Annotated in this window: 26 protein-coding genes; 19 read left to right on the top strand and 7 right to left on the bottom strand. The window is 38.2% G+C overall.

Going from position 1 to position 23,425, the window contains the following annotated elements; genetic code table 11:
* Positions 1-8: 8 nt before the first annotated feature.
* Positions 9-926: a heme o synthase gene (gene cyoE / locus AC27HL_RS18065; protein ID WP_487082452.1), complete on the top strand. Its 918-nt coding sequence runs from the start codon at positions 9-11 to the stop codon at positions 924-926.
* Entirely contained in the window at positions 926-1,579 is a 654-nt protein-coding gene (locus tag AC27HL_RS18060; protein WP_487082451.1) for an SCO family protein, read from the top strand. Before cyoE ends, AC27HL_RS18060 begins: the two co-directional genes overlap by 1 nt.
* A 12-nt stretch (positions 1,580-1,591) precedes the next feature.
* Here AC27HL_RS18060 and AC27HL_RS18055 read toward each other — a convergent pair whose 3' ends face one another.
* Entirely contained in the window at positions 1,592-2,641 is a 1,050-nt protein-coding gene (locus AC27HL_RS18055) for a polysaccharide deacetylase family protein (RefSeq protein WP_487082450.1), read from the bottom strand.
* A 101-nt stretch (positions 2,642-2,742) separates the two neighbouring features.
* Here AC27HL_RS18055 and AC27HL_RS18050 point away from each other — a divergent pair, with 101 nt between their 5' ends.
* On the top strand, positions 2,743-4,074 hold the full coding sequence (locus AC27HL_RS18050; protein ID WP_487082449.1) for an MATE family efflux transporter: 1,332 nt from the start codon (positions 2,743-2,745) through the stop codon (positions 4,072-4,074).
* Here the strand turns inward: AC27HL_RS18050 and AC27HL_RS18045 are convergent.
* Both AC27HL_RS18045 and nfuA read right to left on the bottom strand, forming a co-directional pair.
* Entirely contained in the window at positions 4,071-4,307 is a 237-nt protein-coding gene (locus AC27HL_RS18045; RefSeq protein ID WP_487082448.1) for a hypothetical protein, read from the bottom strand. The two genes, AC27HL_RS18050 and AC27HL_RS18045, sit on opposite strands and share 4 nt — an antisense overlap.
* Positions 4,308-4,335: 28 nt before the next feature.
* Positions 4,336-4,914 (bottom strand): Fe-S biogenesis protein NfuA, encoded by a 579-nt coding sequence (gene nfuA, locus AC27HL_RS18040; RefSeq protein ID WP_487082463.1) that lies wholly within the window; start codon positions 4,912-4,914, stop codon positions 4,336-4,338.
* A 245-nt stretch (positions 4,915-5,159) separates the two neighbouring features.
* On the opposite strand from nfuA, the gene AC27HL_RS18035 reads away from it, so the two are divergent.
* Positions 5,160-7,724, top strand: coding sequence for a M14 family zinc carboxypeptidase (locus AC27HL_RS18035; RefSeq protein ID WP_487082447.1), 2,565 nt, complete (start codon positions 5,160-5,162; stop codon positions 7,722-7,724).
* A gap of 16 nt (positions 7,725-7,740) precedes the next feature.
* Here the strand turns inward: AC27HL_RS18035 and AC27HL_RS18030 are convergent, their stop codons facing one another.
* Positions 7,741-8,508 (bottom strand): ComF family protein, encoded by a 768-nt coding sequence (locus tag AC27HL_RS18030; RefSeq protein WP_487082446.1) that lies wholly within the window; start codon positions 8,506-8,508, stop codon positions 7,741-7,743.
* 54 nt (positions 8,509-8,562) lie between these two features.
* Here AC27HL_RS18030 and bioH point away from each other — a divergent pair, with 54 nt between their 5' ends.
* Genes bioH through AC27HL_RS18015 form a run of 3 tightly spaced genes read left to right on the top strand, consistent with a single transcriptional unit; the run spans position 8,563 to position 10,690 of the window.
* The gene (bioH, locus tag AC27HL_RS18025; RefSeq protein ID WP_487082445.1) at positions 8,563-9,354 is read left to right on the top strand and encodes a pimeloyl-ACP methyl ester esterase BioH; all 792 of its coding nucleotides are present in this window, start codon (positions 8,563-8,565) and stop codon (positions 9,352-9,354) included.
* A 55-nt stretch (positions 9,355-9,409) separates the two neighbouring features.
* Positions 9,410-9,700, top strand: coding sequence for a hypothetical protein (locus AC27HL_RS18020; RefSeq protein ID WP_487082444.1), 291 nt, complete (start codon positions 9,410-9,412; stop codon positions 9,698-9,700).
* Between the two features lie 6 nt (positions 9,701-9,706).
* Positions 9,707-10,690 carry a putative metalloprotease CJM1_0395 family protein gene (locus AC27HL_RS18015; protein WP_487082443.1) on the top strand — a complete coding sequence of 328 codons (984 nt, stop codon included), beginning with the start codon at positions 9,707-9,709 and terminating at the stop codon, positions 10,688-10,690.
* Between the two features lie 73 nt (positions 10,691-10,763).
* On the opposite strand, the gene pyrE is transcribed toward AC27HL_RS18015, so the two are convergent.
* From pyrE to AC27HL_RS18000, 3 genes are all read right to left on the bottom strand, one after another.
* Positions 10,764-11,405: an orotate phosphoribosyltransferase gene (gene pyrE, locus AC27HL_RS18010; RefSeq protein ID WP_487082442.1), complete on the bottom strand. Its 642-nt coding sequence runs from the start codon at positions 11,403-11,405 to the stop codon at positions 10,764-10,766.
* 20 nt (positions 11,406-11,425) lie between these two features.
* Positions 11,426-12,139 carry a ribonuclease PH gene (gene rph, locus AC27HL_RS18005; RefSeq protein WP_487082441.1) on the bottom strand — a complete coding sequence of 238 codons (714 nt, stop codon included), beginning with the start codon at positions 12,137-12,139 and terminating at the stop codon, positions 11,426-11,428.
* A gap of 297 nt (positions 12,140-12,436) precedes the next feature.
* Complete coding sequence (locus AC27HL_RS18000; protein WP_487082440.1) at positions 12,437-12,934, bottom strand: DUF2726 domain-containing protein; 498 nt, start codon at positions 12,932-12,934, stop codon at positions 12,437-12,439.
* A 247-nt stretch (positions 12,935-13,181) separates the two neighbouring features.
* Between AC27HL_RS18000 and AC27HL_RS17995 the strand changes: the two genes are divergently transcribed.
* The 12 genes from AC27HL_RS17995 (at position 13,182) to AC27HL_RS17940 (ending at position 23,247) form a co-directional block, all read left to right on the top strand.
* Complete coding sequence (locus tag AC27HL_RS17995) at positions 13,182-13,736, top strand: thioredoxin family protein (RefSeq protein ID WP_487082439.1); 555 nt, start codon at positions 13,182-13,184, stop codon at positions 13,734-13,736.
* Positions 13,723-14,436, top strand: a complete 714-nt coding sequence (locus tag AC27HL_RS17990; RefSeq protein ID WP_487082438.1) for a gluconate 2-dehydrogenase subunit 3 family protein — start codon at positions 13,723-13,725, stop codon at positions 14,434-14,436. The genes AC27HL_RS17995 and AC27HL_RS17990 overlap by 14 nt, the downstream gene beginning before the upstream one ends.
* A complete protein-coding gene (locus AC27HL_RS17985; protein WP_487082437.1) occupies positions 14,433-16,157 on the top strand; it encodes a GMC family oxidoreductase in 1,725 nt (574 codons plus the stop codon). The genes AC27HL_RS17990 and AC27HL_RS17985 overlap by 4 nt, the downstream gene beginning before the upstream one ends.
* A 130-nt stretch (positions 16,158-16,287) precedes the next feature.
* Positions 16,288-17,151, top strand: coding sequence for a YicC/YloC family endoribonuclease (locus AC27HL_RS17980; RefSeq protein ID WP_487082436.1), 864 nt, complete (start codon positions 16,288-16,290; stop codon positions 17,149-17,151).
* A gap of 159 nt (positions 17,152-17,310) precedes the next feature.
* Positions 17,311-18,537 carry a tyrosine-type recombinase/integrase gene (locus AC27HL_RS17975; RefSeq protein ID WP_487082462.1) on the top strand — a complete coding sequence of 409 codons (1,227 nt, stop codon included), beginning with the start codon at positions 17,311-17,313 and terminating at the stop codon, positions 18,535-18,537.
* 3 nt (positions 18,538-18,540) lie between these two features.
* Positions 18,541-19,308 carry a hypothetical protein gene (locus AC27HL_RS17970; RefSeq protein WP_487082435.1) on the top strand — a complete coding sequence of 256 codons (768 nt, stop codon included), beginning with the start codon at positions 18,541-18,543 and terminating at the stop codon, positions 19,306-19,308.
* Between the two features lie 97 nt (positions 19,309-19,405).
* Positions 19,406-19,636, top strand: coding sequence for a helix-turn-helix transcriptional regulator (locus tag AC27HL_RS17965; RefSeq protein ID WP_487082434.1), 231 nt, complete (start codon positions 19,406-19,408; stop codon positions 19,634-19,636).
* Positions 19,636-19,860 (top strand): helix-turn-helix transcriptional regulator, encoded by a 225-nt coding sequence (locus AC27HL_RS17960; RefSeq protein WP_487082433.1) that lies wholly within the window; start codon positions 19,636-19,638, stop codon positions 19,858-19,860. Before AC27HL_RS17965 ends, AC27HL_RS17960 begins: the two co-directional genes overlap by 1 nt.
* A 161-nt stretch (positions 19,861-20,021) precedes the next feature.
* Positions 20,022-20,846 carry a YagK/YfjJ domain-containing protein gene (locus AC27HL_RS17955; RefSeq protein ID WP_487082432.1) on the top strand — a complete coding sequence of 275 codons (825 nt, stop codon included), beginning with the start codon at positions 20,022-20,024 and terminating at the stop codon, positions 20,844-20,846.
* Between the two features lie 53 nt (positions 20,847-20,899).
* Positions 20,900-21,235: a hypothetical protein gene (locus tag AC27HL_RS17950; RefSeq protein WP_487082431.1), complete on the top strand. Its 336-nt coding sequence runs from the start codon at positions 20,900-20,902 to the stop codon at positions 21,233-21,235.
* Between the two features lie 209 nt (positions 21,236-21,444).
* Positions 21,445-21,900 (top strand): hypothetical protein, encoded by a 456-nt coding sequence (locus tag AC27HL_RS17945; protein ID WP_487082430.1) that lies wholly within the window; start codon positions 21,445-21,447, stop codon positions 21,898-21,900.
* Between the two features lie 135 nt (positions 21,901-22,035).
* On the top strand, positions 22,036-23,247 hold the full coding sequence (locus AC27HL_RS17940; protein WP_487082429.1) for a Fic family protein: 1,212 nt from the start codon (positions 22,036-22,038) through the stop codon (positions 23,245-23,247).
* The last annotated feature ends 178 nt before the right edge of the window (positions 23,248-23,425 follow it).

Below are 23,425 nucleotides of genomic sequence, written 5' to 3'. Positions count from 1 at the left end.
GGCAAAATATGAGTCAAAGTAATACTTTAGAAGCTAGTCATAGAGCGCCTAGTACGCCAATTTGGCGCGATTATTACGAGATTACCAAACCACGTGTTGTTGCACTGTTAGTATTAACGGCACTGGTGGGTATGTGCTTGTCTGTTCCTGGTGTTATTCCGTGGCAAGTGTTAGTGCCGTCGATGATAGGTATAGGTTTTTTGTCATCAGCGGCGGCGGCAATTAATCATATTGTTGATGAACGCATTGATAGTGAAATGGGGCGAACGCATAACCGTCCTTTGCCTAATGGGCGATTAAGTGCCCGTAATGCATCATTGTTTGCAATAACATTGGCAGTAACAGGCTTTGCTGTATTGTTTAGCTTTGTTAACCCTTTAACCGCATGGTTGACGTTTTCAGGATTAGTAGGTTACAGCTTTGTTTATACCATGTATTTAAAACGGGCAACGCCGCAAAATATCACTATTGGTGGCTTAGCTGGTGCGATTCCACCTTTATTGGGCTGGACAGCCATGACTAATGAAGTACACCCAAATGCGTTATTGTTAGTGCTGCTCATTTTCACTTGGACACCACCGCATTTCTGGGCATTAGCCATTCATCGTAAAGATGATTATGCAAAAGTAAATATTCCTATGCTGCCAGTTACCCATGGCGTTAATTTTACTAAAACGCAAATTCTACTTTATACCGTATTATTATTCGTTGTCGGTTTGTTGCCTTACCTTGTAGGCATGAGCAATTGGTTATACCTAATTGGTGCCATAGTTCTAAACCTAGTATTTTTTGCTTATGCATGGAAATTAAAGTTTAATGCTGACGAAAATACTGCAATGGATACCTTTAAGTTTTCTATTGTACATTTAATGGCACTTTTCATTATTTTATTACTGGATCATTATTTACTACCGGTGGCTGGATAATGAATAAAATTGTTACCATTATTATTGCTCTAGGTGCACTGGTCGCTGGGGTGTTGTTGTTTGGTCAATTAAACCAAAAGGCGCCAGCTGAATTTGCTCTGCATTATCAGCAGCCAAGAGACATTAAGCCATTTCAGTTAACTGACCATAATGGTGCAAGGTTTAATAATCAATCCTTGCAGGGAAATTGGAGTTGGGTGTTTTTTGGCTATACCTCTTGCCCAGATGTTTGCCCAACTACCTTGCAAGAGATGAACTTTATTTATGACGACTTGAAGAAGGTGACAGCAGATACGCAAGTATTACTAGTTTCTGTTGATCCACAACGCGATACACAAGACAAGCTGGCCAGCTATATTGGTTATTTTAATTCGGAGTTTAAAGCTTTGTTTGGCGATCATGGGGCGTTATTCCCGTTTGCCCGTAACCTTGGGTTAATGTACGCGATAACTGAACCGGATGATCAGGAGAAAGACAACCATGGCCAAAGTGGTCAAAGCTATTTGGTTGACCACAGTGCTTCTCTGGTATTAATTAATCCTGCTGGACAAGTGGAAGCAATTTTTAAACCTGAACAGGCACTTGGGCAAGTACCTGTTATTGATGGTGAAAAGTTAATTAGTGATTTTGGGAAAATTGTCGCCTTATATTGAGTTAGCTAACGTTTAAAGCGAGTACCATTTTCCATTTTCTTTCAGGATAAACCAGGGTTTTGAAAACCAATAATAGCGCCCTGGCTCACTAATACTTGGCGCTGTACAATTACAACGCACACGACCTACAGGTAATGGAGCGCTATAATTTATGGTAAACATTTCATCACCTTGCCATTCAACTTTCTGACGACCTAAACCTGAAATATAACAATTTAGCTGAGCTGGATTAAAGTCATCAACTTCAACATTAAAGGTTACTGACCTTGATTGACCTTTTAGAAATAGTGTTTGCTGGTTTTCATCGGTTAACGTAATGCTAAAAGGCAAAGCGTTTAATTTATCGCGCAGGCTAGATATTTGATCATACGGCTGTGATGCAGGAAAACGAGGAATTGCAGTGGTATCCGTAGCTAGCCCTACAGCGCCTGATTGCTGACTAAAGGCTACAAAATTATTTTCTTTAATCCACTGTTGAATGTTTGGTGTGTATTCGCCATAAGGATAAGCAAAGTAATGCCAACTTTGCCCGGTTTTTTCTTTAATTAACTGCTCGGCAGCTAGCAGTGACTGAGTATTTTCTGCTAACCATTGCTGTTCAGACTTGTCATCAGGAATTCGTGCTAACGAGTCGTGCTTCATACCATGGTTGGCAATAATAACACCATCGTCTGCCATAGCTTTTAGTTGCTGCCAAGATAAGTAACTTGATGAGTTTCGCTCAACGATGCTGGGATTAACAAAGATGGTAAATGGAAAACCATATTTGTCTAAAATAGGTTTACCGTTTGTTAAAATATCTAAATAGGCATCATCAAAAGTGATCACCACAGATTTATCTGGCAGGGGTTGCTGCTGCTTTATCGATTCCATCATCGTTGATAGCGCAATAACATTAAAGTTCTTATCTTTAAGGTACTGCATGTGCATTGAAAATTGCGTTGGAGAAATACTGGTACTTGCTGGCGTAGTATCGCTGACATGATGATATTGCAGTATAACAGTGGCAAAGCTGCTCATGTGAAGACAATAGCATAGTGCTGCCAACAAACGGTATTTCATGGTAATCTTCCTAAGATAATAATAGGGCTTTAAGCTCACGCTTAAAATAGCGTTTTTTCTACTATTTATATAGCCCATTTGCCAACAAAGGTCGGCTTTTTTTGAGATTCCATGATATAGAACGTCATAAGCAGTTATTTATTCTCGCTTTGCCGATGATTTTGTCAAATATTACTGCGCCATTACTTGGTTTGGTTGATACGGCAGTGATTGGTCACTTAGATTATTCTTACTATTTAGGTGGCAGCACTGTTGGCGCCATGATCATCACTTTTATTACTTGGCTGTGTGGTTTTTTACGTATGTCGACCACAGGTTTATCAGCACAGGCGTATGGACAAAATAATAACCAATTAAACTGCTTGATATTGCTGCGCGGTATTATCGTGGCGTTTAGCGTTGGTGTGATTGTTATTCTATTTCAGGGAATTTACTTAGATGTCGCATTGTCTTTAGCTGGTGGCTCAGAGCAAGTACAGTTTTATGCGCGAGAATACAGCACTATTAGGGTATGGGGCTTACCAGCAGCATTAGCCAATTTGGTGATTTTGGGCTGGTTATTAGGTAATCATAAAGCGAAAATCGTCATGTGGTTGGTGATTGCCACAAACCTTATTAATTTACTGCTTGATTTGCTATTTGTGCTTGGTTTTTCGTGGCAAGTAAAAGGTGTAGCATGGGCAACATTACTTGCTGAATATAGTGGTTTGGTCATTGGGCTTGCGCTGGTATACATAAACTTTAAAAGTCGATTTTTAAGTGCCTTTGCTAATATTCGACAACTACTTACCGCCGTCATTGAGCGTGTTGCGCTGCTCAGCTACTTTAAACTCAATCGTGATATTTTGATCAGAACTTTATGCCTAGAAATATGTTTTGTCTTTATGACTTTTCAAGGGGCTCGACTCGGTGATGATGTTGTAGCGGCTAATGCAATTTTAATGAATTTTCTACTACTAATTTCCTTTGGGTTAGATGGTATTGCCAATGCCGCGGAGGTTATGGTGGGTAAAGCAAAAGGGGAAAAGAACCAACAAAATATGTTTGTAAGTGTTAATGTTGCGTTGTTTTGGACAGCACTTTTTGCGCTTGCTTACTGTTTGATTTTTTATTTTTTTGGTGATTACTTTATAGCGACAATTTCAAGTATTCCTGCTGTGGTAAATTATGCTCAACAGCATATTGCCTGGATTATTGCGCTGCCGATACTTGCTTGTTGGTGTTATCTCTACGATGGCATTTATGTTGGTTTAATGCAGGCCAATATTATGAGAAATAGTATGCTTATTGCCACATTTGGCTGTTTCTTTCCGGTTTGGTGGTTACTCAATGGATATGGAAATCATGGTCTTTGGGCAGCATTTTCAATATTTATGCTGGCGCGGGGAGCTACCTTAGCTTGGCATTATCAAACCAATAAATATCTTTTTTAAGGCTTTCTTCTATTAAAACTATGGCACAAACGGTTGGCAAATAAACCGATATAACCATAAATAGCAAATAAGCAACCTAACGCCAATACAACTATGCCCGCAATTTGCCAGATGTGACTGTGGTACACACCTATGAATATTAAGCCGGCGCCAAAAGCAAAAAGACCAAGTCCACATAAAAAGCGCTGCATGCTGCGCTGCGGATCTTGGCCTAATTTTTCTAATAATGACATTGTTATAGCTAATTTATGCTATAAAAACTTAGTAATATGAATGCTCACCGCGTTGGTGCTCAGTCATATCTTTAACCCCTTTAATTTCACCGGCCATTATCTCAAGCAATTGTTTTTCAATGCCATCTTTAACCGTTACGTCAATTTGCGCACAACCGTTACAGCCGCCACCAAATTGTAGAACAGCGTAGCCATCTTCGGTAATTTCCATTAATGTACATTCACCGCCATGACCTGCAAGTTGTGGGTTAACTTCTGCTTTTAAGAAGTAATCTACGCGATCAAATAAAGGCGCGTCATCAGCCACTTTACGTAACTTAGCATTAGGTGCTTTTAAGGTTAATTGAGAGCCCATTTGGTCAGTGGTGAAGTCTATTTCTGCTTCTTCTAAAAACGGCTTACTATCAGCATCAATATACGCTGAAAAATGTTCGTATTTTAGTTCAATATCGTCGGCTTCTACCGCATCAGCAGGGCAATATGATACTCCACATTCAGCACTAGCTGTTCCAGGGTTTACAACAAATACACGGATACTAGTTCCCTCAGCTTGCTGAGAAAGTAGTTTTACAAAATGCTCTTGTGCAGTTTCTGAAATGTTAATCATCATACTTTTTTACTCTTCACTACTGGGATTGACGACCTCAATACCCGACTATTCTACTCAAGTATGAGCATTTTACTCTGCTCTGACTTTTGGCGCTAGTACTTGTTGGCATAATTTATATATTGCAATTAATAACACGAGAAAATTACTTTAGATCTAGCTGTTAAGTGCTGATTTTATAAGATAACTGGTTCATAGAGCATTATTTTGTTATTTTATCGGGCAATAGAATAAGGAAACTTTTTATGTTGTTATTGTCGTGTCGTTCTTTGTTGCTAATGTTAGTTACCATTGCAACCTTAGCTAATTTTAAAGTATACAGTGCAGATGTAAGTACCTACTTACCTAGTAGTGAAAGCTATAACGCATTAGTACCAACACCAGAATCGTCGTTAGGTTTTGGCATTGGTGAACGTCACCCTCGTCATGATCAAGTTGTGCAGTACCTTAATCAGGTAGCAGCAAGCTCTTCGCGTGTAATGATAGAAGAAATGGGCAGAACCACTCAGTTTCGCTCACAAGTTCTACTGACAATTTCAAGCCCGAAGAATTTAGCAAATATTGAACAAATACTTGCACGAAGAAGCGATATTGCCGCTTCGGCGAACGACCCGCTTGTGGTTTGGCTTGGCTATAGTGTGCACGGAGATGAAATTAGTGGCACCAATGCTGCTATGGTAGTTGCTTATCATTTGGCAGCGTCTGAAAACAAGCTTGTTGAAGATATGCTAAACGACACCATTATTGTAATTGAACCTAGCCTTAACCCAGATGGTATGGACAGATTTGTAAACTGGGTTACCACACATCGCGGCATTACAAACAACCCCGATCCAAACCATATTGAGCATCATCAAAACTGGCGAACAGGTCGCACTAACCATTTCGGTTTTGATTTAAATCGCGATTGGTTGCTGTTGTCTCAAAAAGAAAGCCAAAACCGAATTCCGTATTTTCATCAATATCAGCCGAATGTTTTAGGCGATTTTCATGAAATGGGCGCTAATGGTAGCTATTTCTTTCAACCGGGTATTCCAACTCGCACTCATCCTTTGACACCGGCAACGAACACTGAACTGACGCAATTATTAGCAACCTATCACGCCAAAGCGCTCGATGCTAAGGATCGTTTGTATTACAGTGAAGAAAGCTTTGATGATTTTTATTATGGCAAAGGCTCTACCTACCCAGATATTAATGGTGGCATCGGTATTTTATTTGAGCAGGCCAGTAGCCGAGGTTTTCAACAAGACACGGTGAATGGTTTACTAACGTTTGAATATGGTGTGCAAAATCATGTGTTAACTTCGTTGTCGACCATTGAAGGTGCATGGAAAAACCAAGCAAAGCTGAAAGCTTACCGAGAGAAGTTTTTTGAGCTTGCCAAGCAGCAAGCAAGCGATGAAAATTTTAATGGTTATATATTTACTGAAGCTAAAGACGACTACCGTTTACAGGCCTTTCTAACAAAATTAAAGCAACACCAAATTCAAGTTTACCCAGTAACGCAAGACATTAAGGTTCAAGAAAATAATTATCTAGCCAAACGTAGTTATTATATTCCGTTAGCCCAACCTCAATATCGTGTTATTAAAGCTTTGTTTAACCAACAGAAAAACTTTCAAGACAATACTTTCTATGATGTTTCTGGCTGGACTTTACCATTAGCGATGAATATTCAGTTTGCGAAGCTAAACAGTACTTGGGGCCTAAAAACTGAAAAGTCGCCATGGCAAGCTAAAGCTTCTGCATCCGATAGAATTAATACTGCAGCGTATGTCTATGCTTTTGAATGGTACGACTTTTTGGCGCCAAAAGTACTTTATAAACTATCAAAGGCAGGGATAAATACTAAGGTCGCCACGAAAACCTTTTCTGCAACTGTTAATGGCGTTGAAAAAGCGTTTGAAAAAGGCACCATCATAATCCCGGCAAGTAATCAAACTGTAAATAATTGGCGTGATTTAGTAGCAAACTTTGCATCGAAAAATAATATTGCCATGTCGGCGTTAACAACAGGGCTTACCGCACAAGGTATTGATATTGGTAGTAGTTCATTCCGTCCAATTTCAACACCAAAAGTGTTAATGGTGGGTGGTAAAGGCACATCTCAATATGAAGCAGGTGAAATGCTGTATTACATCGACAGCTTGCTAGAAATTCCCGTTACTGTGGTTGAATGGCAACGCTTGGCGGCTATCGACTTGGCCAAATACAGTCATATTATTATGGTTGATGGCAAGTATAATAAGTTAAATGGTACGGCGTTGAATAAGTTGAAATCGTGGTTGGCTGCTGGTGGAGTGGTGTTTGCTCAAAAACGTGCTGCTCGCTGGTTAGCAGATAAAGAATTACTGAAAATGGACTTTGTGAGTAAAGACCATTTGAATCAATTATTTGATACTGAGCACCTAACGTATGGTGATAAAGAAACTTTAGCAGGCCGTAAACGCATTGCAGGTGCTATTTTTCAAGCGAAATTAGATACCAGTCATCCTTTAGCATATGGTTATCAAGCAAATGCATTACCTGTGTTTAGAAATAGTACCGTTATAATGGAACAAACCTCGGCACCGTTTGTGAGTGTTGCTAAATACAGTAATACACCGTTATTAAGCGGTTATACCGACCAAAACTTAGTGAATCTTTTGGCAAATAATCCGACATTAGTTGCGCACAATGTGGGTAAGGGAAAGGTTATTGCCAGTACCGACAACTTTGCATTTAGAGGTTATTTTTTAGGTAGTATGAAAATAATTTCCAATAGCTTATTCTTTGCTAAAACCTTTAGTGCTAATCCTGCAGAGTAAGCATTAACAAGCTAGATTAGTTAGGTAAGGCTAAACAAATACTGAGGAGGGTAATTTTTTGCACTCCTCTTTTTTTAAGTAATTTACAAATTTCATTGGCAGTTGTACCGGTTGTCACGACATCATCAATGAGTACAACATGTTCGGTGGCTATCTTTTTATATGCTGGGTTGATGATAAAAGCCTGAGCCAAATTTTTTCTACGCTGTACACCTGACTTACCTACTTGGCTTTGTGTTACTTTCTGGCGTAGCAATAATTCGGGTTGGTAGCGGTAGTTAAATTGTCGAGCAAAACATTTGGCTATTAAGTGTGCTTGATTAAAGCCTCGACTTTGCCATTTACTAATATGTAGTGGCACACTCAATACTAAGGTATTTTTTGTTATTGCGCTGTGGTTCTCTTCAGCTAAATAGCTACTCCAATGCTGGTTGAGCAAAAAAGCTAATAGCCCACTTAACTCAGTTCGACCTTGATATTTTAGTTGGCTTATCCACAGCGAATATGGCCATTGGTAGGGCCCTAAACTTAGTAGATGGTCAAACTGGGCTTTAGGCAGTATTTGATTAATTGCCGGCCACAGCAATAAATTGAACCCGACGAGATCTCGTTTAAAATAAGGTAAATCTTCTTGGCAAAACAGGCAAAGTAGCTGATGCTGCTGGCAGGCATTGCCACATAAAGTACAGCAACTTATCGACAGTCTAAGTTTGCATAATACTTGGATTACTTTTTGTTTAATATTTAATAAATTTTCAGCAAGGATGTGATTGCCAAATTCCATTTTTAGCACCCATTCGTTAAACTATGCGCTCATTTTATATTGAGCGTAGTAAGCATGGCAGAAAGTTTGAAAATTGCGAGCCAAGGGCAAGGTATTCCGTTAGTACTTATTCATGGCTGGGGATTAAATTCCGCAGTTTGGCAACCGTGTATTGAACAGCTAAAAGCTGACTTTGAAGTGATTACCGTTGACCTACCAGGTTTTGCTACTAATAGCTCATATTGCCTTGCTGAATACTCGTTAATTGAAATTGCCACTGCTATACAGCAAGCAATTGGCAAACCAGCTGTTTACATTGGTTGGTCATTGGGTGGTTTAGTTGCTAGTCAAATTGCCACGAGTTACAAGGAGCAAGTACTTGGCCTAGTTACAGTGGCGAGTTCCCCACAGTTTGTAGAGCGTGAGAACTGGTCTGGCATTAAAGAAAATGTCTTGGCAATGTTCCATCAGCAACTGGCAAAAGACACCACAAAAACTATTAATAATTTTTTAAAAATTCAGGCGATGGGCAGCCCGCATATTCGTCAAGATATTAAGAAAATTCGTGATTTAGTCATGCAATATGAATTACCAAGCCAGCATGTATTAGATGACTCGCTCAAACTTTTAGAAACTTCAGATATGACTGACGATATTGCAAATATCACTCAGCCATTTTTAAGGCTTTACGGCAAACTCGATGGTTTAGTGCCAAAGCAAGTTATACCACTTATTGACCAACTAACACCAAATAGCCAAAGCTATATTTTTGAACAAGCTTCACATGCACCGTTTATTTCCCACCAAAGCGAGTTCATTGCAATTTTGACAGACTGGCTGTTCGAACGTTTAAACAAGGCCAAATAGTTTACTTTTTACCTGTTTTGGTTAATAATTAAACGAATATATTTAGGAGAAAGTTATGGAAATACAATCAGCATTTAATGCTGGCGTGCAAGGCTTTCAAACCGCGACCGAAGAAGCAAACAGAGCTGCGAGCGATATTGCACGAAGCTCTGCTGCAAGTGCAGAGATAAGTGAACAGCCGCTAGAAACTAATACTCCAACTCAAACTGCCTCAACAAATGAGCCGAATGGATTAACAGAATCTATTGTTAACTTGCGGGTTGCAGAAGTGCAAGCGCAAGCGTCAGCTGAAGTAATTCAATCTGCTGATGAAAACTTAGGCACATTAATCGATGTACGTGTTTAACCTCTGATGAATATCACACCGCAAAGTTATAATTTACCCATACAAACTGCAGTTAACCCGCAGACAGATAGCTTGCGCCGTGAAAATCAGCAAAGAGAAATCATTACCAAACCTGAAGCCTTGAGTCAGTCGGCGGCTGAAAAGGGGGTAGCGTCAGACAAAGAACGCGGCCGTACTCCTGCTCAAGTTAATGAACAGGTCGACTTCACAAATCTACGTAAGCAGGCAGAGCAAGCAAGTGCTTCTATAAATGGCGATGCTGATGGCAATGAAGGCTCTCAACAAAACGCCTCAGACAACCCGACTGAAAATAACAATGAAGATACCACAGCTAATAATTCGCAAGAGAATGCTGAATCAGTAGAAAATGACGGTAAGTCAGATGCTGAAGTGTTTGCTGAAAAACAAGTTATTCGAGAATTAGAAAACCGCGACAAAGAAGTTCGCACTCATGAAATGGCGCATGCTGCCGTTGGTGGTGCATTTACTGGCTCTCCGTCATATTCATTTGAAATTGGTCCCGATGGTAAAAAATATGCTGTTGAAGGTGAGGTTTCGGTTGACTTAACTCCAGTAGCGGGGGATCCGAAAGAAACCATAGCTAAAATGAAAAAAGTGCAAGCTGCTGCACTTGCTCCGGCACAGCCATCAGCACAAGATGTGCGAGTTGCTGCGTCTGCTGCAAACATTATTCTTGAGGCACAAGCTGAGCTAATAGCGACAAATGCTGAAGATGCTAAAACCAAGCCTGAGCCTGGAAATTTATATCGAGATAAAGCAATATTTCAAGATGATGATAACCGTGGCAGCAATGAAAGTAGTGCCGATTTTGATCGCCACATTCATCATACCTTGTCATCACAAGAGACGTTAGCACCGAGTCGACCACTTGAGGTTGATCAGCGAGCAGGGCGTATAGAACAGTTCTATTTAAATATTAATCAAGCTTATGATAAACAAGCGAGCCATCAATTTGAACTGACGGCCTAGCGTATATTTTATATAGCCAAAATACAAAAAGCCTGCAATTGCAGGCTTTTTTAGTTTCGCATTTAGCTATCACTTAAATACCGTAATCTTCACGATACTTTTTAATACTAGCTAAGCTGTCTACCATATCTGGCTTTTCTTCTAAGTAGCTAATTAAATCAGCCAAGGTCACAATAGAAATAACCTTAGTGTTAAAGTCACGCTCTACTTCTTGAATAGCCGAAAGTTCAGCCTTGCCTTTCTCCTGACGATCTAAGGCAATAAGCACGCCTGAAAGCTCTGCGCCATGGGCTTGAATAATTTGCATTGACTCACGAATAGCTGTGCCTGCGGTGATGACATCGTCAACCAACATCACTTTACCTGTCAATGCTGAGCCAACTAAGCTGCCACCTTCACCGTGAGTTTTTGCTTCTTTGCGGTTAAAACAATATGGCATATCAATATCGTAACCGTCAGCCAATGCTACGGCTGTTGTTGTCGCAATTGGAATACCTTTGTAAGCAGGGCCAAACAACAAGTTATAGTCTATTTTAGAGTCTTGTAAAGCGGCCGCATAAAAGCGACCTAAACGAGCTAAATCACCACCCGTGTTAAATAAACCCGCATTGAAAAAGTACGGGCTAGTGCGACCTGACTTTAATGTGAATTCACCAAAACGTAATACTTGTTTAGATAAAGCAAATTCAATAAATTCGCGTTGATAATCTTTCATTATTAGTTCCTATCTCTAGCTTAATTTAAAGCCGTTTTTTGGATATCAAATAACTCGTTAATACCATCATTAGCAAGTTTTAGCATTTGCTGCATTTCGTCGAAGCTAAATGGCTCTTCTTCTGCGGTACCTTGTACTTCAATTAACTTGCCTGTTTCAGTCATCACTACGTTCATATCGGTATCAGCAGCAGAATCTTCAACATATTCTAAATCTGCAATTGCTTCGCCTTTATAAATACCTACTGAAACTGCGGCAATCATATGCTTAAGCGGGTTATTGTTGATAATGCCTTTAGCGCGCATATGGTTTAATGCATCAACTAAAGCAACACAAGCACCAGTAATCGATGCTGTACGAGTGCCACCGTCAGCTTGAATAACATCACAATCAACAGTAATGGTATTTTCGCCAAGTGCTACTAGATCAACCGCCGCGCGCAATGAACGAGCAATTAAACGAGAAATTTCTAATGTACGACCACTTTGCTTACCATTTGCCGCTTCACGACGCATACGAGTATGAGTAGAACGAGGCAGCATACCGTATTCAGCAGTAATCCAGCCTTTTCCTTGACCTTTAAGGAAGCGTGGCACACCTTCTTCAACAGTAGCAGTACAGATAACTTTGGTGTCACCAAACTCAATAAGTACTGAACCTTCTGCATGAGCTGTAAATTGACGAGTAATGGTTACAGGACGAATTTGCCCTAAAGTTCTGCCGCTTGGACGCATGTGGAATTTCCTATCGTAGTATAATTGCTGCGCATTATAATCGTTCGGCTAGCAATTTGACATAATGATGTCGCAAGTATTTTGAAATATCGCTATTTTGATTTGTTGATATAACAGCGCAGCACCTCAGAGGTTTTAAGGTGCTGGCTATCTCGTTAACAAAACCAATAATTTATGCGCTATAGCGATTAAATGAAAGGAAAGGTTATTGCGTATAATTTGAAATTTGTACGTCGATTAACAACGCGAGCTTATTATTGCAATTACGCGCAGTTACCTTGTTATTGTTGTAGTTAATTAAGCCGCATTAGCACTTTCTAATTCAGGGAAAAGTATCTTGCGTATTTCATCCTTATCGTAGGCGTATTCAGCAGAAAAACGATGTAATTTTAGTGATGCCGTTGCGCAAACATCATCAACGAATGTGTCCCTTTCAACATTTTTAGGTTGAGTATGGCGGCTGTCATCAAGTTCAACAACTGCCATAACGGCAAGGCTTATGGGGTCACATAAAATATAGTCGAAGTGTTTTGCAGAAATTTGGTTAAAGGCACTTTTCCATTGGCTTTGGTTTAAACCCGCTTGTGGTTTAATAACATCAGCCACTCTGACCTTGCCAAAAACAATAGCGTTTACGCCACATGCTTGATTAAGCGCAGCTAAAAATGTTCTCTCTGCAGGGGTAAATAAAGGCCCTTTCAGTGAATAAGAAACAGGCGCTTCTTTGACTGTATTTCCTCGTGAAATAAGTAAAAAAACAATGACCAAAGCTATAAAAGCTATAATATAAAACATAAATCACCTTTAGATATGCGTATGCTAAGTCTCTTAATAGCAAGCTACTTTTAATTAAACAGGCTAACAGTATGAATAAGGTCATTCAATGGCGTGTAATGTCGTGTAATATTTTTTAAAAAACATGAATCAGGTATTTCTGAGTACAACAATTCACTAATTTGAAATATAGTTAATTGTTGTAAGGTCATTCTATTGTGTAATTATCGTCAGTTGGTATTAAATGCCAACGTAATAGAGAAAATTTATGAAATTTCATCTGCTTATTGTTTTATTTCTATCGAGTTTATTTATTTTAAATAAAGCGAGCGCCAAAGATAGCGTGCAAAGTGTAGCTAACGAACTACCGTTATACAGTAAAATCTACAGCGACAATCGTGACCCGTTTAAAGATGCACAAGCAGCAATTAAGTTGGCACAAGCAACTGATCGCAATGTGCTTATCGAAATAGGTGGCACTTGGTGTACTTGGTGTCACAAAATGGATGCTTTTTTAGAAGCTAATCCAGCGGTGTATAAACAGTTACATGATAACTATGTAGTGCTTAAAATTAGCGTTAGTGATAGTAATGAAAATGAAGCGTTTATGAAGTCATTACCGCCAGTACAAGGTTATCCGCATATGTATGTATCAACTAACAGTGGCCGTATGCTGCTATCAAAAGATACTGCCGAATTATTAGATAACTTGGAATATTCCGTGGAATATTGGACACAATTTTTAGATAAATGGCAGGTTAAAAATAATCAAAAAAATGACAACAGTTCAACAGCAAAAGGTGAACGTAATGCCGCAAGTTAATTCATTTGTTGACGATAATTATCAAACACCTAAATGGTTGAAAAAAAAGCTTTCACGTCGTACTGCTTTAAAGTCTGCAGCCGGAGCAACTATGGTTGCGGCAATGCCAATGCGCAGTTGGTCGGCAGCACTTGGTAATAAACTTAATAATGCTTTGAAAACTGACCCTTGGTTAACTTTAGATGCGGTACTTGCGCACTTACTGCCAGAATCGCCAACTGGGCCAAGTGCCAAAGAAATTCACGCGACACAGTATTTATATAATATTGTTTTTCAACAACCAACAGAAGCTGAAGAGATAGATTTTATTTATAAAGGTGTTGGTTGGTTAAATGGCTTTAGCAATAGCCAATTGAAGAAAAATTTTGTTTCGTTAAGTGTTGATGAAAAAGAAACTATTCTACGAGCAATTAGTAAGTCAAGTGCTGGTGAAAACTGGCTAAGCAATTTAGTTGGTTATATTTTTGAGGCCATGCTTGCCCCGCCTAGTTATGGTGGCAATCCTAACGGTATAGGGTGGCAATGGTTAGAGCATCAAGCAGGTTTTCCGCTACCAAAAGCTGGGCAACGTTATTATGAGTTACCAGGGCAACAACCGATCAATTTAAGTCGTCTAAGCCCATTTTCAAATACAACGACCACACAAGTGGTTAGCCATCAGCAATATATGGGCAAGCAAGTAGGAACTCGAAAAGCATGAAATATGATATTTGTATAGTGGGTAGTGGTGCTGGCGCTTCACCTGTTGCATATACCTTGGCAAAAGCTGGCGCAAAAGTTTTAGTGCTTGAGAAGGGAGCATGGCTTACTGAAAAAGAGTTCTTCAAAGATGAGTTGGCTATTAGTTTACGTGATGTTTATAACCCGAAACTTGAAGATGAACAGCACGTTATTGAAGAAGAATATGAAACTGAAGACGGTGAAAGTTTTTGGCAAGGTGAAGCTACAAGTGAATCTGGCTGGAGCTTTTGGAATGGCCAAGTTGTTGGTGGCTCGTCGAACTTTATGAGTGGTTATTTTCATCGCTTAAAGCCAATTGATTTTCGATTGAAATCAGAGTTTGGTGCTATTGAAGGGGCTAATATTGAAGACTGGCCAATTAGTTATAATGAACTTGAACCATATTACGCTCAGGTTGAGCAAGTCGTGGGTGTTTCGGGCCATGTTTCTGAGCATCCTCATCAAGAGCCTCGTTCAACTGACTTTCCATATCCGCCTGTTGCAGAACACGCAATATCGTCTTGGATAGATGAGGGGGCAAAAGAAATTGGCTATCACGCGGTACCTGTACCAAGGGCAATATTGTCACGACCAGCAATGGGGCGAAATAGTTGTGAATATTCTGGCTATTGCAGTAGTTATGGTTGTTCATCAGGAGCTAAAGGTAGTGGCCGTGCAGCATTACTTAATCATGCCGTAGCGACAGGAAACTGCACTATAACACCGCATGCAAAAGTTTATAAAATTGAAACCGATAGTCAAGGCGAAATATCAGGTGTGCTTTATTACGACAAAGCAGGGCGTAAAAAAGTAGCGCAAGCAAAATTTTATGTTGTGGCTTGCCAAGCGGTTGAAACATCACGTTTATTGTTAGCGTCAAAGGGCGAGAAATTCCCAAATGGTATCGCCAACAATAATGGTTTAGTAGGTAAAAACTTAATATTCAGTGGTGGCGGCACTGGCCGAGGTGATTTCTTTTATAAAGACCTAAACAAAGAGAAACAGGCACAATTGAAACAAGTTGGGCCATTTATTAATCGTGCTTTGCAAGATTGGTATCAAATTGACGACAAAGCCTTTACCGGCGTTAATCGTAATGGCAAGGCTAAGGGGGGCACCATAGATTTCTTATTTTATCAAAACCCGATAGCTCGCGCGCAAGGCACTAAATGGCAATATGATGAAGAACTAGATAGCGAAAAGTTATTATGGGGTGAAGAGCTTAAGCAAAGTATGAAAACTGAATTCACCACCTATAAAACTTTACGTTTTGAAGTGTTTAATGACTGGTTGCCAAATGATAACTGCTTTGTCAGTTTAGATGATGAAGTTACCGATAAATGGGGCGATCCCGTTGCTAAAATACGTATTGGTGCCCATAACCATGATATTGATGTGGGGGAATATTTAGCGGAGAAAGCTGAAAAACTTTTAGTGGCAATGGGCGCGACCAATGTTTCATCATCAATAAGCAGCACACCAGCATCCAACTTAATGGCTGGCGGTTGCCGCTTTGGTGATGACCCAAAAACGTCGGTGTTAAACAAAAACTGTCAAGCACACGAAGTAGAAAACTTATTTGTTACTGATGCCTCGTTTATGCCTACTGGCGGCAGTGTTCCGTATACTTTTACTATTTACGCCAACTCGTTCCGCGTAGCGGATCATCTTAAAAAGCGCTGGCAGGAAAGTGCTAGCTAGTCAGCAAAGCTTTGTTTTTGAATAAGGGCGGACCTCAAAGTTCGCTTTTATTCACTTTAATCTAGTAGATACCATTACCGACCTCAGGCATAATTCCTATATTAGTTAAATTCAAAATTTAGGAAATTCTATGATCCACAGTATGACAGCATTCGCCCGCCATGAAGTTAAAGGGGAATGGGGTAATGCAGTATGGGAAATTCGCAGCGTAAACCAACGTTTTCTAGAGACTTACTTTCGTTTACCTGAGCAATTTAGAAGCATAGAGCCCGTGTTACGTGAACGTTTTCGTAAACAGCTAAACCGCGGTAAAGTTGAATGTAACCTGCGTTTTAATGCTAAAGCTGGTGAAAAAAGTAATTTAACAATGAATACTGCACTTGCTGAAAATTTGCTTAAACATGCAAATTGGATCAATGAGCAAACATTAAATAGTCAAATTAACCCTGTAGAAATTATGCGTTGGCCGGGTGTAATGGAAGCTGAAGAATCAGATATGAATGCTATTCAAGCTGAAATTCTCGTCGGCTTTGATCAAGCATTGAAAGACTTCATAGTAGCGCGAGCAGATGAAGGTGCCAATATGAAGTTACTGATTGAACAACGCCTAGACGGTATTGTTGAACAGGCTGAGCTAGTAAAAGGCCATATGCCAGAAGTTATTGCTTGGCAGCGTAAGCGTATTACTGACAAATTTGCAGATGCAAACATTGAACTTGAATCGTCACGTGTTGAACAAGAGCTTGTGCTATTAGCACAAAAAATGGATGTAGATGAAGAAATTGATCGTCTATTCAGCCATGTAAAAGAAACTCGCAGCATATTGAAAAAGGGTGGTGCACAAGGCCGTCGTTTAGATTTTATGATGCAAGAATTTAACCGTGAAGCGAATACTTTAGGTTCAAAATCTATTAATGCCGAAATCACTAATTCAGCGGTTGAATTAAAGGTTTTGATTGAGCAAATGCGTGAACAGATCCAAAATATAGAATAGTGCTTTGTTTTGTTCTGATTTGTAAATAATACATTGTAAAGCCTCACTTTTGTGGGGCTTTTTGTTTTTTGTTGTTCTATACTGTTTCGTAAAGTTAACTAAAAAGTGGTTACTAAAATGGTTACTAATATTATTAGTAACCATTTGAGAAAAATCTCTATGAATGACAAACAGATAAAAGCATTTATAAAAACTGGAGTAGTTGCCAGAAAGCAAATTGGAGACGGTTTGTATATTAGAGTTCAAACAATAGGCAAAGCTTATTGGGAGGTTAGGTATAGCATAAATGGTAAAAGAAGGTTTATGCGTATTGCCGGCGGTCAATACCCTAGCATGTCTTTAGCTGTTGCTAAGTTAGAAGCAGCGTTGGTTAAGCAAAAAACTAGAGAAGGAGTCGATCCGCTTGCGGAACGTGCTAGGGAAAATGAATTAACAATAAAAACAGTCAATCAGTTGTTTGATGATTGGTATATAGATTTATCAAAAAGGCTTAAGTTTCCTAACATTCCAAAAAGAATTTATGAAAAAGAAATAAAGCCACTTATTGGTGATTTAGCTATAAAGCAGGTTAACGCCCGTGACATTAGAGCTATACTTCAAAAAGTATCAGTCAGTGGGCGCCCGTCAATTGCTAATGATACTTTAGCTTATTGCAAACAACTCTTTAACCATGCCTGTAAACTTGATCTAGCAAATTCGAATCCAGCTAGTGCTTTTAAAATATCTGACGCCGGCGGAATTGAGAAAAGTCGAACACGTATACTCGATATCAGCGAACTCGAAATTGTTTTTCATATATTGCGTGATAATTCGCATATTTTTACAAGAGATAATTACTTAGCTGTGGCGCTACTCGTATGTTTAGGCGTGCGAAAAGGAGAACTAATCGCTGCTCAATGGCAAGAGATTGATTTTGAAAAGCAGTTATGGAACTTACCAAAAAATAGAAGTAAAACTGGCGTTGCTATAACCATCCCTTTAACTGGTAGTGTTTTAGGTTGGCTTGAAGAATTAAAAGTGAGATCTGCTGGTTCTGAATTTGTATTCCCATCAAGGAGAGCTAGTAAACGTAGGGGGTATATTTCTGACGACACACTAAACCATGCCCTAGCAAAAATGTTTGGCAAGAAAGTAGATAGTAACAAACAGCCCTACCCTAATTTACTTGGTAATGCCGGCGTCGAGCATTTTACAGTGCATGATTTACGTAGAACATGTCGCAGTTTATTGGCTAAGGCTGGTATAGCAGTTCATATCGCGGAACGTTGTTTAAATCATAAACTAAAAGGTGTAGAAGGAATATATGACAGGTATGACTACTTTGATGAAAGAAAATCAGCTTTGAATATCGTATCTAATTTAACCGCACCAATTGTGAACAAATAAAAAATGAAAACAAAAACAGAACTTTTTCCTGACTTGAAGCCTACACAAGAACAGCTAATTTATACTGATAGATCATTATTAATAGAAGCCTTAGATAAAAAAGAAAGTGAAGAAGTCGACTTTGAGATCCCATACTCATTTACAGATCAAACTACACCAGAAGTTCTACAAAATATTTTAACTTCTATAACACTTATCCCTAGAAAAGAATTTGAATCAAAGTCATTAGCAGAACACTACTTAAATAGCTCAGAGTTAATACGAAAAAATGTTGCAGGTAAGCTATTACCTATATTTCATGTTTTGTCCAAATCTCTAGATGAGAATGACCTTCATTTTTTGGAAAAGCTTTTAACTATCTCAATTGAAACAGGCGTCGAGATAAACAAATTTAATGAGAATGTTGAGAATATCCCAGCATTGTATGAGCATAAACAATCTAAAAAAAGCCAGAGAAAAGGTCCTGAAGAAAAGGAAAAAAAGAAATTACCAGAAAAGAAATTGGTAGCAGATATCGTTACAAGAATGTTGGAAGAGAACCTTTATCATGACCGAACTTTAAATACCAAAGCCTCAGCGATTAGACAATTTTTTATGAGTCAACGAACCTCAGTTATTCTAAGTACTAAGGAAATTGAAACCCACATTAAGCTAGTCATGAAAGAATTGAATATTGGTATTAAGCGAGGGAGGAAAAGTCACGAGATGGACGATATAAATCTTTGGATAAGTAAGCACTTTAAAGAGTCATTTCAATCATATTTTTTATAATTTATTTTTTAAATACCTATTCTGCTAGCAGATCGGTATTTTTAAAAATAAATTAAACTTTTACATTACTTCCAAGAAACAATAACCGGAAGTAAACATGATTGATCAAAATAAAACAATTGTAGCCGATCGTTTGGTGCGTGAAAAAGAGCGTCAATTAATCACACAACTAAGTCGTACATCTGCATGGAATTTAGAGCAACAGGGCTTATTTCCTAAAAGAAGGAAGCTAAACCCATCTGGTGGCTCGGCTGTATGTTGGCTTTATTCAGAATTAATGGAATTTGTTAACACTCGGGAAGTGGTGAACTCAAAGGGAGAGTATTAATGAATCACTCTCAACCACCGATCGAGCAATACATTGAAGAAAATCGATTGATGCGCAAGCCTGAACTTCAGAAATTATTAAGCATTAGTCGTGCAACATTAGCCAGGTGGATTAAATCGGGCAAATTCATTCAACCCTCAATGAAACAGAGCGGTAGGTCTATCTGGTTATTTAAAGATGTTCAACAATGGATAGCTGAGCAATACGATAATGAAAAGAATTAATTATATTTTTCAAGTGTGATGATACACATTGAGACACTATTACCATTTAATATCAAGCAGCAACTAACCTCAGAATCTCTTATTTAATATGGCTTACATCTATTTTATTTAAATATTTTTAAGCGGATATATAAGTAATATAAACGGTACTAAATATTTCAATGTCATTTTTAATAACAAAAGATAATTCGGAGCTTTTCCCTTTTAAAGATCATTCTTACCCCGTGTATAAAACGAGTAAAGGCCTAAACTTTAATGCGTTAAATAGAGTCATAACAATAATCCAGAAAGCAGCATTTGATTATTCAAAGTTTGCGAGTCTAAGAATTGATTTTAGTCCAAAAGAATTTTCTAACAACAATAGGGTCATGTCTGATTTTTTAACTAGGCAAGTTAAGGAACTAAAGAAAACGTATGGTTGCACTTTCACTTACTTTTATACTCGGGAGCAAAACGAATCTGAAAAACAACATTATCACTTGGCATTGTTCTTTAGTGGTCATAAAGTTAAAAGTGCATATGAAATGGAGCAGAGGCTTAAGGGGGCATGGAATGAACATTGCTCTGGCACAGTTCATTTTGTGGAAAACTCATTGGCAGTCATGGAACGTGGTAACAAAAATAGCATTGACCCAGTAATTTATCGTTTAAGTTATTTAACTAAGAATTATACGAAAGAAAAGAATGGCTTAGCTAAAAGTTACGGTTTCAGTCGTTCCAGAAATAAAAACATTATACCGAAAAGTGACATATTATTTGTTAACCCTGAAATTACCTATAAAAATAAGCAGAAGCTGAATAAGGCAAGCGTAGCTTGTACTTCTGATCATGAATTAAATAATAGTTTAGTGCTCGTTAAAAGAGAAAGGCTAAGAATAAGATGTATAACACGCAATCAAAGTAAAGATAGAAACCATAATTACTTAAATAAAAAAGTTAAAAAGGTAATAGGAAATAGACCAGTTGTAGAGAAGCCACCTCCTTGATAGTTAATGGTTAAATTATTCAATACTTAAATAAATTTAATAGGAAGTCAGTTATGCCTAGAGGTGGTAAACGAGAAGGTGCTGGCGCACCCAAAGGTAATCAAAATGCTATAAAACATGGAGGGAGAGCGAGGGTGCGCTATGGTGTACCGCTTGATATAGAGCTTACAAGGTTTGAGTATCGAGCCTTGTGTATGGAACAATTAGATAGTATTAAAAAGCAAGATGAGTACTGGGGCTCGGTTTCGGGAGTATATTTACAGCATAAAGAAAGATATAAAGGTGCTATTTTTTTTCGTGAAAAACTGAACAAAAGCAAAGCTTATTATATGGCAGGGTATACGGACCTGATGGTACTTGCACGTAGGGTAATTAAAGCAGCGTACTAAAATTACTCACTAACCAAACAATCAAAAAATTATTTAATTCATGGTTATCTATTATTTTTCAATGGATTAGGGTTTGATCACTGTTTTTGAATTTGATCAGGCTGATCAAGTATAGATGTCGTCAAATACTTAGCAAGGCGATCATGCTTTGTTAGACATAGTAGAATAGTTTTCAATCATTATGAATCATAAAGGAATTTTTAATAAATATGTTATCTGAACTTAAGAAAAAAGCTGTAGAAGCAGAAAACGCTTTTAATGAATTTGATCATACTTGTAGTGAATGGGAGGGAATATTAGGGTGCTCTGAAGAGTTAGCTAAAATACTTAGTTTAGATTTAAGTGAAGATTGTAAGGTGTTTTTAAAAAACATTACTGATGTATCTAGCACTATCGACAAAACTTATTGTGAACTAGAAGCTAAAAGAGATGAGCTGGTACTAGAATATGCACTAATGAAAATCGATGGCCACATCGGTGACATTGTTGATTATGTTGATGATCAGGGAAGAAAAATATCAATTGTATTCGAATCTGCTTATATTTCGTCAAAGGGTGATCTTTCTCTATTTGGTACTCGCTTTTTGAAGTCTGGGAAAAAGGGCGTTAAAAAAGACCTTATTTCTATAGATGGAGATCGATGGAAGCTAAGGGGCAAGTTATAACTATTTAGTGCGAAGGGAATAATAGATTGTTGTCTACACGTTTCTAAACGACCTTGCCACAATTCTTAATCTCTGTACCAAAACCATATAAAGACGTATCGAAATTATTGATATATTTATACATGGTACTGTCACATGTATAAGTTTCTCGATTTTCTATATATATATAATATGACATGTATAAATATTTTGATTTTCTATACATATAAAGGTGATATGTATAAACTAACTCCGTTTATATACATATCTAACCAGTTAATTATGAGTGCAAAAATGGAAAATCTACCATTAGCAGATATCGAGAAATGGGAAAGTCGGGCAGTATTAAAAAAGACCGCTCTTGCTCATAGGTACCTTGCTGAGCTAAAAGGTGTGGCAGAATCAATACCTAATGAAGCCATTTTAATTAATACCCTCACTTTACAAGAGGCTAAACACAGCTCTGAAATAGAAAATATAATTACTACTCATGATGAACTATTCAAAGCTGAGCTTTTAACTGAAGCTGCAATAAACCCAACAACCAAAGAAGTTCAAGATTACGCAATAGCATTAAGACAGGGGTTTGCATTAGTTCGTGGAACAGGACTTATCAGGCTTTCTGATATATTAGAGATTCAACAAACGCTAGAAAGAAATAAAGCGGGCCTTCGAAAACTACCAGGCACTGAACTAAAAAATGCACAGACGGCAGAAATAATATATACACCCCCACAGCATCCTCAAGATATTGAGCGCTTGATGGATAATCTTGTTCAGTATATTAACGATGATGAAATTTGTAGTGCAGACCCATTAGTGAAAATGGCAATAATTCATCATCAATTTGAAAGTATCCATCCATTCTATGATGGTAATGGTAGAACAGGGCGTATTATCAATATGCTGTATTTGGTGGCGCAAGATCTACTTGATTTGCCTGTACTGTATTTAAGTCGATATTTAATTGAGAACAAATCCGACTATTACAAGCAACTGCAAGCTGTTCGGGATACTGGGGAATGGGAACCATGGCTACTATATATGCTTGATGGTATAGCTGAAACGGCCAAAGCAACAATAGCCATGATCAAAAATATTAAAGTGCTCATGCAAGAGTTTAAACAAAGAATTCGTAGTGAGCTACCTAAGATATATCGCCAAGAATTACTTAATAACTTATTTAATCATCCCTACACAAAAATTGAGTTTGTTATGAATGACCTTGAAGTAACCCGCTTAACCGCTGCAAAGTACTTAGATCAATTAGTTGATATAGGCTTGTTGCATAAAGAAAAAATAGGCCGAAGTAACTATTACATTAACAAAGAACTAGTTGCGCTGTTTGTTGAACGGAAGAAAGCCTAAAAAGGTATTAAAGGCAGCGGTTACTAAATTGGTTGCTGATTAGTAAAAAATTGCATTTGTTACAGGTAATTAATTATTGTAGTTAGATATTTTATAGTATTCTATGCGCTTACATAGAATACAGAATATGGCGCTTTATTCATATTAAACGACGTCAAAATTAGATTTATTGTTTACA

Source organism: Colwellia aquaemaris (genome assembly GCF_057548755.1).
The sequence above is the reverse complement of the archived record's forward strand: the minus strand, read 5'-3'. Positions and strand labels throughout refer to the sequence as shown.

Bases quoted from the DNA above. Each gene is read 5' to 3' on its own strand.
- cyoE (WP_487082452.1), top strand. From the start codon at position 9: ATGAGTCAAAGTAATACTTTAGAAGCTAGTCATAGAGCGCCTAGTACG.
- AC27HL_RS18060 (WP_487082451.1), top strand. From the start codon at position 926: ATGAATAAAATTGTTACCATTATTATTGCTCTAGGTGCACTGGTCGCT.
- AC27HL_RS18055 (WP_487082450.1), bottom strand. From the start codon at position 2,641: ATGAAATACCGTTTGTTGGCAGCACTATGCTATTGTCTTCACATGAGC.
- AC27HL_RS18045 (WP_487082448.1), bottom strand. From the start codon at position 4,307: ATGTCATTATTAGAAAAATTAGGCCAAGATCCGCAGCGCAGCATGCAG.
- nfuA (WP_487082463.1), bottom strand. From the start codon at position 4,914: ATGATTAACATTTCAGAAACTGCACAAGAGCATTTTGTAAAACTACTT.
- AC27HL_RS18035 (WP_487082447.1), top strand. From the start codon at position 5,160: ATGTTGTTATTGTCGTGTCGTTCTTTGTTGCTAATGTTAGTTACCATT.
- AC27HL_RS18030 (WP_487082446.1), bottom strand. From the start codon at position 8,508: ATGGAATTTGGCAATCACATCCTTGCTGAAAATTTATTAAATATTAAA.
- bioH (WP_487082445.1), top strand. From the start codon at position 8,563: ATGGCAGAAAGTTTGAAAATTGCGAGCCAAGGGCAAGGTATTCCGTTA.
- AC27HL_RS18020 (WP_487082444.1), top strand. From the start codon at position 9,410: ATGGAAATACAATCAGCATTTAATGCTGGCGTGCAAGGCTTTCAAACC.
- AC27HL_RS18015 (WP_487082443.1), top strand. From the start codon at position 9,707: ATGAATATCACACCGCAAAGTTATAATTTACCCATACAAACTGCAGTT.
- pyrE (WP_487082442.1), bottom strand. From the start codon at position 11,405: ATGAAAGATTATCAACGCGAATTTATTGAATTTGCTTTATCTAAACAA.
- rph (WP_487082441.1), bottom strand. From the start codon at position 12,139: ATGCGTCCAAGCGGCAGAACTTTAGGGCAAATTCGTCCTGTAACCATT.
- AC27HL_RS18000 (WP_487082440.1), bottom strand. From the start codon at position 12,934: ATGTTTTATATTATAGCTTTTATAGCTTTGGTCATTGTTTTTTTACTT.
- AC27HL_RS17995 (WP_487082439.1), top strand. From the start codon at position 13,182: ATGAAATTTCATCTGCTTATTGTTTTATTTCTATCGAGTTTATTTATT.
- AC27HL_RS17990 (WP_487082438.1), top strand. From the start codon at position 13,723: ATGCCGCAAGTTAATTCATTTGTTGACGATAATTATCAAACACCTAAA.
- AC27HL_RS17985 (WP_487082437.1), top strand. From the start codon at position 14,433: ATGAAATATGATATTTGTATAGTGGGTAGTGGTGCTGGCGCTTCACCT.
- AC27HL_RS17980 (WP_487082436.1), top strand. From the start codon at position 16,288: ATGATCCACAGTATGACAGCATTCGCCCGCCATGAAGTTAAAGGGGAA.
- AC27HL_RS17975 (WP_487082462.1), top strand. From the start codon at position 17,311: ATGAATGACAAACAGATAAAAGCATTTATAAAAACTGGAGTAGTTGCC.
- AC27HL_RS17970 (WP_487082435.1), top strand. From the start codon at position 18,541: ATGAAAACAAAAACAGAACTTTTTCCTGACTTGAAGCCTACACAAGAA.
- AC27HL_RS17965 (WP_487082434.1), top strand. From the start codon at position 19,406: ATGATTGATCAAAATAAAACAATTGTAGCCGATCGTTTGGTGCGTGAA.
- AC27HL_RS17960 (WP_487082433.1), top strand. From the start codon at position 19,636: ATGAATCACTCTCAACCACCGATCGAGCAATACATTGAAGAAAATCGA.
- AC27HL_RS17955 (WP_487082432.1), top strand. From the start codon at position 20,022: ATGTCATTTTTAATAACAAAAGATAATTCGGAGCTTTTCCCTTTTAAA.
- AC27HL_RS17950 (WP_487082431.1), top strand. From the start codon at position 20,900: ATGCCTAGAGGTGGTAAACGAGAAGGTGCTGGCGCACCCAAAGGTAAT.
- AC27HL_RS17945 (WP_487082430.1), top strand. From the start codon at position 21,445: ATGTTATCTGAACTTAAGAAAAAAGCTGTAGAAGCAGAAAACGCTTTT.
- AC27HL_RS17940 (WP_487082429.1), top strand. From the start codon at position 22,036: ATGTATAAGTTTCTCGATTTTCTATATATATATAATATGACATGTATA.